The organism is Acidobacteriota bacterium, assembly GCA_016716905.1.
In the GTDB taxonomy this organism is placed as follows: Bacteria; Acidobacteriota; Vicinamibacteria; order Vicinamibacterales; family SCN-69-37; genus SYFT01.
This window is the reverse complement of record JADJUS010000003.1, coordinates 426474-442730: the sequence shown is the minus strand read 5'-3', so window position 1 is coordinate 442730 and position 16257 is coordinate 426474. Positions and strand designations below refer to the sequence as shown.

Here is a 16257-nt window from a genome sequence, read left to right as displayed (position 1 = left end):
TCACTTCGATGGATGAGCGGCGTTGCCTAAGCCGCATGTAGTGCATTATATTTCCTCTCTCATGGCGCCGCCCCTTGAACCTGATCACCTGCTTGAGTCGCTGGGACGCCGGGTGCGTCAGCGCCGCCTCCGCGACTCGCTCACGCTGCGCGAATTGTCGCGCCGGGCGGGGTTGTCATCGAGATTCCTGATGGATGTGGAGGCCGGGCGGGGCAACATCTCCGTCCGTAAGCTGGCCGCCGTTGCCAGCGCCCTTGGCGCGGAGTTGACGGACCTGCTGGCCCCCGCCGTCGGCGACCATTCGCGCCCGATGGTGGCGCTTCTGGGCCTGCGCGGCGCCGGCAAAACCTCTGTGGGGCGGCGGCTGGCGCGGCGGCTGAAGGTCCCGTTTCTTGAACTCGACACCGTCATCGCTGAGCGTGCCGGCATGGCACTGGGGGAGGTATTTTCGCTGTACGGCGAGGAGTACTATCGGCGGCTTGAGCGTGAGGCGCTGACTGACCTGCTCGGCGCCGCCACACCTGGCGTCATCGCCGTTGGCGGCGGGCTTGTCACCTCACCCGACACCTTCGCGTTGCTTCGACGACATGCCGTCACTGTCTGGCTGCGGGCGCGCCCTGTGGACTACTGGAATCGCGTCATGAAGCAGGGCGACCAGAGACCGATGAAGGAACACCCGCAGGCACGCGAGGCACTCAAGGACCTGGTGGCCCGTCGAGATCCGCTCTATCGACAGGCGGATCTGACCGTCGATACTGCGGGGGAGACGGTCGCCCGAACGGTGAAGCGGGTCGCTGACGGGATCGAGAGCCGTCATCAGATTTCGGCCTACGAGTATCGATAGTCGATTAAAATCTCAGAGCTTCCCGTCTTCCCCGGGCGGCCCAAGGAGAATCTGTATGTTCCACGTCAGCAAGAACACGCGACGCCGGGTGCTGTTTGCCGCCGGTCTCGCCGCGATGGTTGCGCCGTTCATGGGCGACCTCGTCGCCCAGCAAGCGCCGCCTCCGGCCGCCGCACCGGCGCCGATGATTCATCAGCCCACGGATCCGAAACTCCAGGGGTTCCGCTGGCGGTCCATCGGCCCAACGGGTCAGGGCGGCCGCATCGACGACATTGCCGCCGATGAACGGAACCCTTCCACGTACTACGTCGGCTTTGCCGTCAGTGGCCTGTGGAAGACGATCAACAACGGCACCACGTTCGAAAACATCTTCGGCCAGTACAACCACTCGATCGGTGACATCGCGCTGGCGCCGTCGAACCCCAGCATCATCTATGTCGGCACCGGGGAACCGAACAACCGGCAGAGTTCGTCGTTTGGCGACGGGATGTACAAGAGCATCGACGCCGGCAAGACGTGGACACATATCGGCCTGCGTGAGACGCAGTCGATTGGCCGCGTGCTGGTCCATCCCCGCAACCCCGACATCGCGTGGGTTGCCGCGGTTGGGCACCTCTACGGCCCTAATGAAGACCGCGGCGTCTTCATGACCATTGATGGCGGCAAGAGCTGGACCAAGACGCTCTACGTGAACCAGGACACGGGCGCGACCGAACTGGTGATCGATCCGGCGAACCCGAACCTGCTGTTTGCGGCGACCTACGAACGGCGCCGGACGGCGTGGGGCTTTGTCGGTGGTGGCCCGGGCAGCGGCATTCACCAGAGCACCGACGGCGGCAAGACATGGCGCAAGGTCACGGGCGGCGGTCTGCCGCGCGGCACGATGGGACGCATCGGCATGGACTTCTCGCGGTCGAATCCCAACGTCATCTACGCACAGATTGAAGTGGCGTCCGACAAGGAGCCCGCGGCCGCAGCGGGTGCTGCGCCTGCCGCCGCTGCGGCGGGGCAAGCCCCTGTCCCAGGTGGTGGCCGTGGTGGCCAGGCCGGTCCGCCCGATCCGACGCGCGATGGCGTCTGGCGTTCGGCCGACAAGGGCAAGACCTGGACGTTCCAGTCCAATGAGAACCAGCGCCCGATGTACTACAGCCAGATTCGTGTGGACCCGAGCAACGAGAACTATGTCTTCGTCGGCGGCGTCGGTCCGCGCAAGTCGCTCGACGGCGGCAAGACCTGGATCAGCCTCCCGAACATGGGCCACGTGGACAACCACGCGATCTGGATCAACCCCTCCAACGGCAACCACGTCATGTACGGCAATGACGGCGGCCTGGACGTGAGCTACGACCAGGGCGCCACCTGGGATTCCGTGCGCCTCTGGGCCGTCGGTCTGCCCTACCACGTGTCCGTCGACATGCGGCGCCCCTACAACGTGTGCACCGGCCTGCAGGACAACGGCTCGTGGTGCGGCCCCAGCGGCCAACGGTCGGGCAGCATCTACATGTGGAACTGGATCAGCGTCGGCGGCGGTGACGGGTTCCAGACCATGGTGGACCCGACCGACCCGAACATCTTCTACACCGAGTCGCAGAACGGCAACATCAACCGCTACGACATGACCACCGGCACCACCACCAACATCCGGCCCCGTATCGGCGGCGCCGGTCGTGGCGGCGGCGGAGGCGGTGGCGGCCCGCAGGGCGCCAACATCCTCAATGAACTGCCGGCCGATCAGGTCATGCAGTACAACTGGAACTCGCCGATGCGGATCTCGCCGCACAACCCGAGCACCATCCTGTTCGGCGGCCGCCACTTCTTCGTCTCGCGCAATCGGGGCGACTCGTGGACCATCAGCCCCCGCATGGGCAAAGGCATCGACATCTCGCAGCGCAACATCCTGGAGCAGTCGTATGGCCTGCCCTCCTGCGGCCGCGGTGCGGGTCCCGGCACCCGATGCATCCTGTCGCGCCACGACGGCTACGTGCAGAACGAATTCGGCACGGTCACCGAACTCGAGGAGTCACCGCTGGTGCCCGGAATCTACTGGGTCGGCACGGACGACGGGAACGTGCAGGTGAGCCGCGACGCCGGTGTGTCGTGGACCGAAGTGGGCGCGAACCTGCCCATCCGCAACAAGGAGTCCTACATCTCCGGCATCGAAGCGTCGAAGTATGACGCGGCCACGGCGTATGTGGCGGTGGACGGTCACCGCGACAACGACCACGCGCCGTACATCTTCAAGACCACCGACTACGGCAAGACGTGGACGTCGATCTCGGGCGACCTGCCGCGCGGCAACGTCAACTCGATCCGCCAGGATCCGGTGGCGAAGAACCTGCTGTATGCGCCGACCGAATACGGCTTCTACATCTCGTTTAACGAGGGCACGAACTGGGTGAAGTTCATGCCGAACATCCCCAACGTCCGTGTGGACGAGGTGGTGGTGCATCCGCGCGATAACGATCTCGTGCTGGCGACGCACGGCTACAGCATCTGGATCATGGACGACGTGACGGCGCTGCAGCAGATGGCGGCGGCCACTCCCACGGCGCCCACGCTCTACAAGCCCCGTGAAGCGGTGCAGTGGAAGACCGACCGTCGCAACCAGACGGAAGTGCCAGGGTCGAAGTACTGGACCGGCGACAACATGCCGCGCGGCACGGCCATCTCGTACTTCCTGCCGTCGGCGGCCTCCGACGTGCTGGTGAAGATCACCAACACGGCGACCGGCACCGACGTCCGCACGTGCGTGGGCACGGGCAACGTGGGCCTCAACCGATTCCAGTGGGCGCTGACTGGGAATCCCGCAGCGGGTGGCGGCCCTGGCGGTCGCGGCGGCCGCGGCGGCCCGCCTGAGGCGGCGGCGCCTGCGGCACCGGCCGCACCGGCGGGCCCTGGCCCCTGCGCCACACCCGCGGGCGGCGGCGGCCGCGGCGGCGGTGGTGGCTTCGGTGGAGGCGGCGGTGGCGGCATCGGCCCCGGCGTCTACCGGGTCACGCTCTCCGTGGCCGGCAAGGAAGTGGGCACGCAGACGTTCAACGTGCTCGAAGATATCTGGATGAACAAATAAGTCCAGAGTCCAGAGTCCAGGGTCCAGAGTTCGGGGTCCTGGGGTCCTGGGGTCCTGGGGTCCTGGGGAACTGAAAGACATGTGGGGCCGGTTGGTGTGCACAACACCAGCCGGCCCTTTTTCTTTTTCCTCGTAGCGCGGCCTGGGTCTCAAGGCCGCGGCCTTTTCAGCTCGCGGTTTGTCCGGCTGCGAGTTCCAGCACTTCGATCCCCGAGCCCACCAGATGCTCCTTCAGCATGGCGGGCGTGCCGGTGAGAATCGGGAACGTTCCCCAGTGCATGGGCACGACTTGCCTGACGCCGAGCCACTTGGCGGCGATGGCCGCCGTGTCGGGGCCCATCGTGTAGTGATCGCCGATCGGCAGGAACGCGATTTCGGGGCGATAGACTTCCGCGATGGTTTTCATGTCGCCGAACAGCGCCGTGTCGCCAGCGAAGTAAATGGTCGGCATGCCGGCCTGACGCAGCACGAAGCCGGCGGCCCCGCCCAGGTACACGATCGTTCCCTCGTCCATCATGCTGCCCGAGTGCACGGCGTCCGTCATGGTGATGCGCACGCCGGACACTTCCTGCGTACCGCCCTTCCCCATGTCGTGCACGCGCTTCAGGCCTTTGGCCGTGAGGTATTGCCCGACCTCGAAGAGACAGACGACCGGCGCGTCCGCAGCGCGCGCGACATGCACGGTATCCCCGAGGTGATCGCCGTGCCCATGCGAGAGAAGAATGAGGTCAATCGGCAGCAGCGCCTCAGCCCTCCCAAGTGGCGCCGGGCATGAGGGATTTTCCAGCCAGGGATCGGTCAGAATCCTGGTCCCTGAGGGTGTGACAATCAGGAATGCCGAGTGGCCGAGCCAGGTGATCTGCAAAGACATCGGGAAAGTATACTTATACGTGCTGGTGCTGGCGTGCTACGTGCTGGGTGCTGGGTGCTCGGTAGCACAGCAGCACGAGAGCACAGCAGCACAAAGCACAAAGCACAAAGCACAGTAGTTAAATGAGCATCGCGCCCCTCCAATTCATCCGTGGCCGTCATGTGCGGACCACACCGTTGTCGAAGGACCAGAAGCCCGAGTGGCTGAAAGTACGCGCGCCAGGTTCCGAAAACTACGTGCGTATCAAGGGCCTCATGCGCGACCTGGGGCTGCACACCGTCTGCGAAGAAGCGCACTGCCCCAACATCGGTGAGTGCTGGCATCACGGCACGGCGACGTTCATGATCATGGGCGACACCTGCACGCGCGCATGCACGTACTGCAACGTGAACCACGGCACACCGTTGGCGCTGGACCCCAACGAGCCCGGCAAACTCGCGCATGCAGTGGACACGATGTCGCTGGCCTATGTGGTCGTGACCTCGGTGGACCGCGACGACCTTGCTGACTTCGGCGCGGGTCACTTCGCCGACACCATTCGCTCGATTCACGCGGTGCGACCCGACTGCCAGGTCGAAGTCCTGATTCCAGATTTCCAAGGCGAAGAAGCCCCGCTTCGTACAGTGCTGGCCGCTCGCCCCAACATCCTCAACCACAACATCGAGACCGTGCCCCGCCTTTACCGGACGGCACGACCCGGTGGCAAATACCCACGTGCGCTGGAGCTGCTGCAACGCGCCCGCGCCTGGGCGCCGGACATCCCAACCAAGACGGGCTTGATGGTGGGCCTGGGCGAAACACCCGAGGAAGTGGTCGAGGTCCTGCGCGACCTTCGCGAGGTGGACTGTCAGATCCTGACCATCGGCCAGTACCTGCGCCCCTCACTCGCCCACATCCCGATGGATCGCTACTACACGCCCGACGAGTTCCGGGACTTCAAGCGCATCGCCCTCGAACTCGGCTTCGGGCACGTGGAGTCGGGACCATTGGTGCGCTCCTCGTACCACGCACACGAGCAGACCAAAGCCTTCGAGTTAAGCCAGTGACCCTGCGGCTTTTCCCGCAGTAGCCCGCATTTCTGAGGGCCGAACTGAGGCTCGAGGCCAGTTCCCGTGGCTCTCCGCGAATGGCCGCAGGCTTGCATCCTGTATCAGGGACCATGCCGGGTCTCATCTTCAACGTGCAGCGCTTCTCCCTCCACGACGGGCCGGGACTGCGCAGCACGGTGTTCATGAAGGGGTGCCCCCTCCATTGCGCGTGGTGCCACAACCCCGAGAGCCAATCGACCCATCTCGAGTTCATCCGCCTGACCGGGCGGTGCATGCGGTGCGAGCGGTGCAGCGAAGAGGAACTCGCCTCGCCCATCGTCACCGGGCGGGATGAGCGGGACGTGGCGTTGTGCCCCACGGGCGCCCTGCAGGCGGTCGGCCGTCTCGTCACTCCGGAGGCCCTGGTGGAGGAACTCCTTCACGACCGGATGTTCTTCGACGAGTCGGGCGGGGGCGTCACGTTTTCAGGCGGCGAACCCCTGGCCCAGGCGGCCTTTGTCATCGAGTGCCTGAGCCAGCTTCGCGCTGAAGGTGTGCACACGGCGCTCGACACCTGCGGATTCACACACTGGCACGACCTCGCTGACGCCGCGGAATTCGCCAGCCTGGTGCTCTTCGACCTGAAGTTGATGGACAGCGCGCGGCACAAGGCCGCCACCGGCGTGCCAAACGATCGCATCCTCGACAATCTGCGGTCACTCGCCGCCGTGCACCCCAACATCTGGGTCCGAATCCCAATCGTTCCGGGCGTCAACGACGATGCCGGCAATCTTGAGGAGACGGCGCGATTCGTGGCCGGCCTGGCCGGCGTCACACGCGTCGACCTGCTGCCGTACCATGCGACGGGCGCCGCCAAGTTCGCGCGCGTGGGGCTGACCTGTCCGCTGCCCGACACCACGGCTCCCAGTCCGCAACAACTCGAACTGTCTGCGGCGTTCTTCCGGGAACGCGGACTCGCCACCACCATTGGAGGTTACACATGACAGCCCGCACCGAACGCCTGCGCCGTGACAGCCTTGATGCGGTCCCGTCCATCAGCAGCGAGCGCGCGCGCATCACGACCGCGTTTTACCGCGAGCATCTGGGACGGCACAGCACGCCGGTGATGCGCGCCCTGAACTTCCACGCCATCTGCGACCAGAAAACCCTCTGGATGGGTGACGGCGAACTGATCGTCGGCGAGCGGGGGCCGGCGCCCAAAGCGGTGCCCACGTTCCCGGAGCTCACCTGCCACAGCGCCGAGGACCTTCGCATTTTGGATACGCGGCCCAAAACGAGTTACAAGGTTGACCCGGCCGTCATCAGTGAATACGAACGCGATGTGATCCCGTACTGGCAGGGGCGCTCACTGCGCGAGCAGATGTTCGAGGCACTCCCACCCGAGTGGCACGACGCGTACGCGGCCGGCTGCTTCACGGAGTTCATGGAGCAACGCGCGCCCGGCCACACCGTGGGCGACGGCAAGCTGTACCGGAAGGGGTTGCTCGACTTCAAGGCCGACATCGATTGCGCCGTCGCGCTTCTGGACTTCGAGCGCGACAACGAGGCCTTCGACAAGCGCGAGCAGCTGCGCGCCATGAGCGTGGCGTGTGATGCGGTCATGCGCTTCGCCGAGCGGCACGCCGAACTCGCGGAGGCCGAAGCCGGCCGTGCCGCCGATCCGCAACGCCGCCGCGAACTCGAGAGCATCGCGGCCATCTGCCGTCATGTGCCGGCTCACCCGCCCCGCACGTTTCACGAGGCGCTCCAGGCCTACTGGTTTCACCATCTCGCCGTCATTACCGAGCTCAACGGATGGGACGCATTCAGCCCCGGCCATCTCGACCAGCACCTCTGGCCGTTTTACCAGCAGGGTCTGGCCGACGGCACGTTGACCCGCGACCTGGCCAAGGAACTGCTGGAGTGCTTCTTCATCAAGTTCAACAACCACACTGCGCCGCCCAAAGTGGGCGTCACAGCCGCTGAAAGCGGCACGTACACCGACTTTGCCAACATCAATCTGGCCGGCCTCCTCCCTGACGGCAGCGACGGCTCGAATGACGTGACCCACCTGCTGCTTGAGGTCATTGAAGAAATGCACCTCCTGCAGCCCAGCAGCAACGTCCAGGTCTCCCGCAAAACACCCGACATCATCGTCAAGCACGCCCTCAAGGTCATTCGGCATGGGTACGGCTTCCCCTCGCTGTTTAATGCCGACGCGGTGGTGGAAGAACAGCTCCGCCAGGGCAAAACGCCTGAAGACGCACGAGAGGGTGGCTGCTCGGGGTGCGTGGAAGTGGGCGCGTTCGGCAAGGAAGCCTACATCCTGACGGGCTACTTCAACCTGATGAAGATGCTTGAGTTCGCGCTGCACGACGGCTTCGATGCGCGAACCGGCACGTTTGTCGGCGCGCGGACCGGCGACCCCGCCGGCTTCATGTCGATCGATGATCTCTTCGACGCGTTCGAGGCCCAGGTCCGTCACGTCCTCGAGATCAAGATCCGCGGCAACCAACTCATCGAGCGTCTCTTCGCCACCCGGATGCCGCACACCTTCCTGTCAGTGATCACCGACGACTGCATCACACGCGGCCGCGACTACAACGACGGCGGCGCCCGCTACAACAACACGTTCATCCAGGCCGTTGGTATCGGCAGCCTCACAGACAGCTTGTCTGCCATGAAGGAGCTCGTCTACGACAACGGTGAGTGGCCACTGCCCCGCCTGGTGAAAGTGCTCGACGCGAACTTCACCGGCCATGCGCCGCTCCAGCAGCGCCTGATCCACAAGACCCACAAGTACGGGAACGACGACGAGTATGCGGACGCGCTGATGCGACGGGCGTTTAATTTGCTCTTTGAGGCCATTGACGGGCGGCCGAACACCAAGGGCGGGGCCTACCGCCTGGAGATGCTGCCCACCACCTGCCACGTGTACTTCGGGGAGGTCTGCCTGGCGTCGCCCGACGGCCGCGGCGCCGGACAGCCGGTGTCAGAAGGCATCAGCCCTGTCCAGGGCGCGGACCGCAACGGCCCCACAGCCGTGCTGCGGTCGGCTGCGAAGATGGACCACATCAAAACGGGCGGCACGCTGCTCAATATGAAATTCACGCCAGAGCTGCTGGCGGGCGACCCCGGCATCAACAGCCTGCACAGCCTGGTACGGTCCTACTTCAAGATGGATGGACACCACGTGCAGTTCAACGTGGTCTCCGCCGACACGCTCCGCGAAGCCCGGGCACACCCGGCCGCGCACCGGGACCTGATTGTGCGCGTGGCTGGCTACAGCGACTACTTCTGCGATCTCTCGGACGCGCTGCAGGACGAGATCATTCGGCGCACGGAGCACACTTCAATGGGCCAATGAGGTAGTGGGCCAATGGGCCACTTACCCTGCGTCAGTATTGCGACCCGGCGCACCACGTGGTAGTTTTCGCCATGCCAGCAGACACTCTTCGCCACATCCGTCGCGGCGCCAGCACTTTATTGCTCGCTGCTCTTGTGCTCATTCCCGGTATTGCAGTCGCCCAGCGCGGTGGAGGCGCGGCTCCCCCCACGGGTCCGCAGCCCACTCAGCCCGTCGGGCCTCCCCGCTTTGAGTACGCCGGCCCGTCAAGCGCCGGCCGCATCTCGGCGGCCGCGGCCGTTGCGGGCAAGCCGGGCGTCTACTACGCCGGAGCGGCGTCGGGCGGCGTTTGGAAGAGCTCGGATGGCGGCGCCACCTGGAAGCCAACCTTCGACGGCCAGACCTCGCAGGCCATCGGCGCACTGGCCGTCGCACCAAGCAACCCCAACATCGTCTGGGCAGGCACCGGCGAGGGTTGGACCGTGCGCGATATGGACATGATGGGCGACGGCGTCTACAAGTCCACCGACGCCGGCGAGACCTGGACGAACATGGGCCTGGTCAACACCGGCCGCATCGGCACCCTCATCGTGCATCCCACCAACGAGAACATCGTGATGGTGTGTGCGCTTGGACGGGCTACGGGCCCGCAGAAGGAACGCGGCGTGTTCCGGACGGAAGATGGCGGCAAGACGTGGCAGCACACGCTGTTCGTGAACGAAGACACGGGCTGCTCGGGACTGCAGCTCTCGCAGCAGGACCCGAACGTGGTCATCGCGGGCACGTGGGAGATTTACCTGCAGACGCACATTCTTGAGAGCGGCGGCATGGGCAGCGGCATCTACACATCGCGTGATGGCGGCAAGACGTTCGCGAAAGTGACGCACCCCGGCCTGCCGAAGTCGCCGTATGGCAAGACGGACGTGGCGATCGCCCCTTCAAACGGCAACCGGATGTATGCGCTGATCCAGACCGGCGCCGACGGCGTGAAGGGCCTCAAGTCCGAAGCGCAGGGTTCGCTCTGGCGATCGGAAGACGCGGGCCGCACGTGGGCCAATGTCAGCTGGGATCGCCGCCTCATCGGGCGCGCCGGCTATTACATCCGCATTCGCGTGTCGCCTGATGACCCCGACCACGTGCTCATCGCCAACAGCACCCTGTGGCGTTCGCGCGACGGCGGCAAGATCTGGGTGGGCGGCGGTGGCGGGTGCGGCGACTGCCACGACATCTGGTGGGACACCACGGCTTCGATGCCGGGCCACTACATCGTGACGGGTGACGGCGGCATGGGCATCTACGGATCGCCGGTGAATCCGACGGGCAACACGAGCGTGTCTCTGCCCATCGGCCAGATGTATCGCGCGACCATCGACCAGCGCTACCCCTACTGGATCTATTCGTCACGGCAGGACGACGGCAGCATGCGAGTGGCGAGCAACCGTCCGATCGTGCCGGCGAATGTGCCGTCGTATGCGCCTCCCCCGCCACCGGCGGGCGCGGCTCCTGCGGGCGGCCGCGGTGCGGGTCGTGGTGGTGGCGGCGGAGGTGGCGGACGCGGTGGTGGCGCACCGGCAGGCCCCGAGCAGGAATCGATGCCGTCGTGTGAATCCGGCTACACGTACCCCGAGCCCGGCAATCACCGCTTCGTGTGGGGCACTTGCTACGCCGCTCACGTGGCCACGTTCGACGAAGTGTCGGGCCTGCGCCGGTCGGTGAGCCCGTGGATGCACACGCTCGATTCGGATCCGGTCGGTTTGAAGTACCGCTGCCAGTGGTCGCCGCCACTGGCCATCGACTGGTTCGACAACTCGGTCTACTTCGGCTGCCAGGTGTTGTTCCGCACGCGTGATCGCGGACAGTCGTGGGAACAGATCAGTCAGGATCTGTCTACCGGCGACCCGAGCCGCATTCGTTTCTCAGGCGGCGTGGTCGGCGACAACCTCGGACAGTTCTACGGCGCGACCATCGCCGCCATTGCGCCGTCACGCACCCAACAGGGTGTGGTGTGGGTGGGCACGAACGACGGCAAGGTCTGGATTTCCCGCGATGCGGGCAAGTCGTGGAACGACCTCACGAAAAACGTGAACATGCCGCCATGGGGCCTGGTGCGCCGCATCGACTCCTCGCACTTCGATCCCGGCACGGCCTACATGGCGGTGGACTACCACCTGGTGGATAACCGCGATCCGTATTTCTTCAAGACCACGGACTTCGGCCAGACGTGGACGCGCCTGGACGCAGGCATGCCGAAGGGGCATCCACTGGACTATGCGCTGTCGATTGCGGAGAACCCGCATCGCAAGGGCATGATCTTCGCGGGCACCGGGCACGGCTTCTTCTATTCGCGCGATGACGGCAAAACGTGGACGCAGTTCAAGGACAAGCTCCCCGCGGTGCCGGTGAACTGGATTGAAGTCCCGAAGAACGCCGCGGAAGTGGTGGTGGCCACCTACGGCCGGGGCTTCTGGATTCTGCGTGACGTTTGGCAACTGGAACAGGACGACCCGACGCCCGCGCAAGGCGCCCTGAAGTTATTGGCGCCCAGACCAGCGACGCGCACGGCCGCCGGTGGCTCCGCGGACTTTGTGTTCTCGATGTCAGCTGCACCGACCACTCCCATCACTGTCGAAGTACTGGGTGCGGACGGCAAGGTCATCAGCAAAAACGAAGTGGTGGGGCGCGCCGGCCTGAACCGGACGTCCTGGAATCTCCTCTACCCTTCTGCCACCCAGCCGGTGCTGCGCTCGATCCCGCCGGACAACCCGTATATCTGGGAAGCCGGCCGCTGGACCACACGTGAGCGGCCCGTCACGCACTGGGGCATCGGTTCGCAGCGTTGGCAGCCACGCGCGGCTCCCGGCAAGTACTCCGTGCGGATGACCTACAACGGCCAGCAGCAGACGCAGCCCTTTGAAGTCATCAAGGACGTGTTGCTGCCGTCAAGCGACGCAGACCTTGCTGCCAGCGCCGCGCTTCAGAACGACATCGTGACGACGATGACCGAGGTGACGGACAAGATCAACCGCATCGAGATCATGCGGGCGCAGGTGGAAGACCTTCGGAAGGTGCATGCCGCGGACAAGACACTCGACACCGCGCTCGCGGGCATCGCCGAGCGGATGTACAACTCGGAGTTGCACTACTTGTCTCGCACCGAAATGCACAGCGACGACAAGTGGTATGTGGAGAAGTACAAGCTGTATCTCAATCTGGTGTGGCTGCTGGGTGAAGTGGGCGGCGGCGCGAGCGACGTGGCGGGCGGCGCCGGATATCGGCCGACCAACGCGCAGTTGAGCGTCTACGAAGACCGCCTGCGCGAGATGGCAGCGGCCCGGACAGACTTCGACCAGTTGATGCGTGCCGTGGAGGCGTTCAACAAGACCCACGCGGGGAAGATTGCGCCAATCAGCGACAAAGTGAAGTAGTCCAGGGTCCAGGGCTTGCCCGCCGTAGCCTTGGCGGAGGTGGGTCCAGAGTCCAGGGTCCAGAGATCAATGATGAGAATGGCACTGGCGGGGGTTTTGATGTGGTTGGTGGTGGCGCCTGGGAATGGCGCCACCATTCGCCAGGAGCTTCCGCCTGTCAGCGGCCTGGTGTGGACCAAGCCCGATCAGTTCTGGTTTCGCAAGACCATCCCGGCCGGGCACTTGTGGCTCAACGTGGACGCGCTGCATGGCGTGAAGGAGCCGCTGTTCGATCATCAGCGGCTGGCCATCGAACTGGGAATCCGGACCGGCAACGAATACACGCCGCACGGGTTGCCGCTGGCCGACCCGGCCGCGGAGTTCGTGGTGAAGTACGACGGCGCCAACGCCTACATCCAGGAAGGCGCCATGGCCATCGAGTTCATTCTCAACGGCTGGCTCTGGCGGTGCGACCTGCAGATCAAGTGGAACTGGAATCTGGTGCCGCCCACGGACTACGAGTGCCAGAGCCGGCGCGCGGTGACCGCCGGCGCGACCGGCGCGCCCGCGCCTGTCGCGCCCGCCCGCACGTCTCCCGACGGCCGGTGGGAAGCCTTGGTCGAGAACCACAACGTGGTCGTACGGCCCGCCGCCGGTGGCACCGCTACGCGCAGAACCACTGACGGCACGGCCATCTTTGCCTATCAGGCCGGGTCGCTCCAGTGGGCGGCAGACTCGCAGAGTGTCAGCGCCTACCGGGTGCACGAGCAAGTGTGGCTCTCACCGTCCGTGTCAGGAAACGTGAAGGCGCAGGTTCAGCGCGGGACGGTCACGCTGCGCTGAAGTCCAGGGTCCAGAGTCCAGAGTCCAGAGTCCGGCAAAAACGACCTCTGAGGTAGTTTCGTCAAGGATTGCCCAACGAAACTACCTCAGAGGTCGTTTTTCCCGTCGTGTTACGCTGCCCGCGATGCGCACTCTCGTCGGCACCTTACTCACCATCTCGTCACTGACCGTTTCGGCCTCGGCGTTTCAGGCGCAACGCCCGCCACAAACACCGGGGCAAGCCCTCCAGGCTGCGCGCACGGCTGAGTTGCGCGGCGGCTACGACCGGTATCGCTCGAATAACGACCTGCTCCACTACGCGCTCACGGTGCGTGTGGACCCGGACAAGAAGTTCCTCAGCGGCCGCAACCGGGTGCGCTTCAAGATGCTGGCCGACGACACCAGGATTCGGCTGGATCTCTATGCCAATCTGGCCGTGGACAAAGTGCTGCTGGGCAACACGCCGCTCGTGGTCGACCGGGAGCTGAACGCCGTGTTCATCAACTTCCCCGAGACGCTTCGCAAGGGCCGCACGTACGAAATCGACTTTCACTACTCAGGCACGCCGCTCGAGACCGGCAGGTTCGGCGGCATTGCGTTTCGCAAGGACCCTGCGGGCCGCCATTGGATCAACACCGCCTGCGAAGGTGAAGGGTCCAGCATCTGGTGGCCGAGCAAAGACCAGTGGCGCGACGAAGTGGAAGGGATGGACCTCAGCGTGGAGGTCCCGAATCCGCTGGTGGACGTTTCGAACGGACGGTTCATGGGCAAGAAGGATCTTGGCGACGGTTACACGCGCTGGGACTGGCGTATCCACTACCCCATCAACTCCTACAACGTGTCGCTCAACATCGGCACCTACGAACACTTCGGCGAGAAGATGGGCGACCTCACGCTCGACTACTGGGTGCTGCCCGAGAACATGGCGAAGGCACGCGCGCAGTTCGTGCAAACGAAACCGATGCTCGAGGCATTTGAACACTACTTCGGCGAATACCCGTTTCCGAAAGACGGCTTCAAGCTCATCGAGGTCCCCTACTCCGGCATGGAGCACCAGAGCGCGGTGACCTATGGCAACCGATTCGCCAACGGCTACCTCGAACGCGACTGGACGGGCGTCGGCATCAGCACGAAGTTTGACTTCATCATCATCCACGAGAGCGGACACGAGTGGTTCGGCAACGCCGTCTCGGCCGCGGACGTTTCTGACATGTGGATCCAGGAAGGCTGGACGACGTATCTCGAGTGCCTGTACGTGGAGCGCCTGTTTGGCGCGGCCGATGGACTCAAGTACACCAACGCCTACAAGACCAAGATCCAGAACCGCACGCCCATCATCACCGAGCGGGGCCTGCACCGCTCGCCGCCCCAGGACATGTACTTCAAGGGTGCCCTGTTCCTGCACACCCTGCGTGGCGTCGTGAATGATGACGCCGTGTGGTGGAAGCTGATTCGCGATTTTTACCAGGCGAACAAGTACACGAACATCATGACCGAAGATGTCGTGGCGTTTTTCAACGCGCGCCTGAAGCGAGACCTGACACCGGTATTCAATCAATACCTGCGCCGCACAGCCCTGCCCACGCTGGAGCTCGACTTCGCCACCACACCAGGGTCAGTACGTTATCGATGGAAGGCCGACGAAGCCGGCTTCAATATGCCGGTGAAGGTCGGCCGCGCCGACGCGTGGCAGGTGGTCTCCCCCACGACCGAGTGGAAGACGATGGCCACAACGGTCGCGAAAGACGACTTCCAGGTCGCGACCGATCTCTACTACGTGCTGGTGGACAAGCGCTGACGCGCTACGAGGAGCAGTTACTTCACGAACACCGGCTGCACCCAGGCGGTGCGGCCACCGCTGTCCGTCACAGTGGCGCGCACGTATCCTTCGCCGCCCTTGAACGTGTAGGTGGCGGTGGGCTCGATCGACTCGTGCAGCACCTGCCCGCCCTTCCCGATGAACCGGACGCGGTATTTGAAGTCCCCGCGCGGCCGCACTTCGACGGTCAGGGCCGTGGCGCTTGATTTGACGTCGGCGAGTTCGACGCCGGTGGACGCGTAGAAGTCGCCCCGCTCAAGGGCGTCGAGCAGCGTGCGCGGCTCCAATCGCGCCGCTCGCACCGCCACCCAACCGCGACCGGGTCCCGCCACGTCAGGATTCCCCGGCTGCTTGAACGTATGCGCATCATCAACCGCAATGCCAAAGAGGGTGATGCCTTGCGAGAGCAACTGGTCCCAGGCCTGCTCAAGCCCGGGCACTCCGCCGCCGCCTGCGTTGTGGACCGTCGGATGTCCGTTGTAGACCTCCAGCAGCCGATTGTTCTTCACCTGCCGAAGGTCCTCGGGCGTGATGGACCACTGGAAGTTCGGATGGTTGATGTGAGGCACACCGTCCGCCTTCCTGATCGCATCCACATTGCCCTGGATGGTGGCGACGATCGACGCCGCGTTCCTGGTGGGCTCAACCTGGGAGGAGACGTTGAGGCCGTTCACGTGCACCGACTTCGACTGGAACGACGACGTGACTTCCTCGCCTTTGACGACAAGGAACTTCTCGTTCGCGCCATGGACGGCATTCAGCCCGTCCACGGTCGTCAGGAAGTTGTGATCGGTCAGCACCAGGAAATGGTAGCCATGCTCCCGATACCATCGCGCCACTTCATCAGGCGTACTGTCGCCATCACTGTTCAGGGTATGGGTGTGCGTGTTGCCCTTGTACCAGCGGAGAGCGCTGCCAGGGATAGCCTGCTCAAATGCCGGATCCGGCGCGGCGCCTGCGGCCGCGCGCTCGACGTACGGCAAGGCCGCAATACCCAGTGCGCCGATTGCGAGCCACACACCGTCGAATACTCCGAATTGGCGCCGAGCCATC

General features: G+C 64.6%; 10 protein-coding genes. 8 read left to right on the top strand and 2 right to left on the bottom strand.

Annotated elements, in window-relative coordinates:
* The first annotated feature begins 61 nt into the window (after positions 1-61).
* Together IPL75_02160 and IPL75_02155 are read left to right on the top strand one after the other, a co-directional pair.
* Positions 62-844 carry a helix-turn-helix domain-containing protein gene (locus IPL75_02160; protein ID MBK9239072.1) on the top strand — a complete coding sequence of 261 codons (783 nt, stop codon included), beginning with the start codon at positions 62-64 and terminating at the stop codon, positions 842-844.
* A gap of 55 nt (positions 845-899) precedes the next feature.
* Positions 900-3914, top strand: a complete 3015-nt coding sequence (locus IPL75_02155; GenBank protein MBK9239071.1) for a hypothetical protein — start codon at positions 900-902, stop codon at positions 3912-3914.
* 166 nt (positions 3915-4080) lie between these two features.
* On the opposite strand, the gene IPL75_02150 is transcribed toward IPL75_02155, so the two are convergent.
* Positions 4081-4785 carry a metal-dependent hydrolase gene (locus IPL75_02150; protein MBK9239070.1) on the bottom strand — a complete coding sequence of 235 codons (705 nt, stop codon included), beginning with the start codon at positions 4783-4785 and terminating at the stop codon, positions 4081-4083.
* Positions 4786-4907: 122 nt separating this feature from the next.
* On the opposite strand from IPL75_02150, the gene lipA reads away from it, so the two are divergent.
* From lipA to IPL75_02120, 6 genes are all read left to right on the top strand, one after another.
* Positions 4908-5831, top strand: a complete 924-nt coding sequence (lipA, locus tag IPL75_02145; GenBank protein ID MBK9239069.1) for a lipoyl synthase — start codon at positions 4908-4910, stop codon at positions 5829-5831.
* A gap of 113 nt (positions 5832-5944) precedes the next feature.
* Complete coding sequence (locus tag IPL75_02140; GenBank protein ID MBK9239068.1) at positions 5945-6817, top strand: glycyl-radical enzyme activating protein; 873 nt, start codon at positions 5945-5947, stop codon at positions 6815-6817.
* Complete coding sequence (locus IPL75_02135; protein ID MBK9239067.1) at positions 6814-9180, top strand: glycyl radical protein; 2367 nt, start codon at positions 6814-6816, stop codon at positions 9178-9180. Before IPL75_02140 ends, IPL75_02135 begins: the two co-directional genes overlap by 4 nt.
* A gap of 71 nt (positions 9181-9251) precedes the next feature.
* Positions 9252-12584, top strand: a complete 3333-nt coding sequence (locus IPL75_02130; GenBank protein MBK9239066.1) for a hypothetical protein — start codon at positions 9252-9254, stop codon at positions 12582-12584.
* A 69-nt stretch (positions 12585-12653) separates the two neighbouring features.
* Complete coding sequence (locus IPL75_02125) at positions 12654-13406, top strand: hypothetical protein (protein ID MBK9239065.1); 753 nt, start codon at positions 12654-12656, stop codon at positions 13404-13406.
* A gap of 124 nt (positions 13407-13530) precedes the next feature.
* The gene (locus tag IPL75_02120) at positions 13531-15183 is read left to right on the top strand and encodes a M1 family metallopeptidase (GenBank protein MBK9239064.1); all 1653 of its coding nucleotides are present in this window, start codon (positions 13531-13533) and stop codon (positions 15181-15183) included.
* A gap of 17 nt (positions 15184-15200) precedes the next feature.
* Here IPL75_02120 and IPL75_02115 read toward each other — a convergent pair whose 3' ends face one another.
* Positions 15201-16256 (bottom strand): PHP domain-containing protein, encoded by a 1056-nt coding sequence (locus IPL75_02115; protein ID MBK9239063.1) that lies wholly within the window; start codon positions 16254-16256, stop codon positions 15201-15203.
* Position 16257 lies beyond the last annotated feature (1 nt).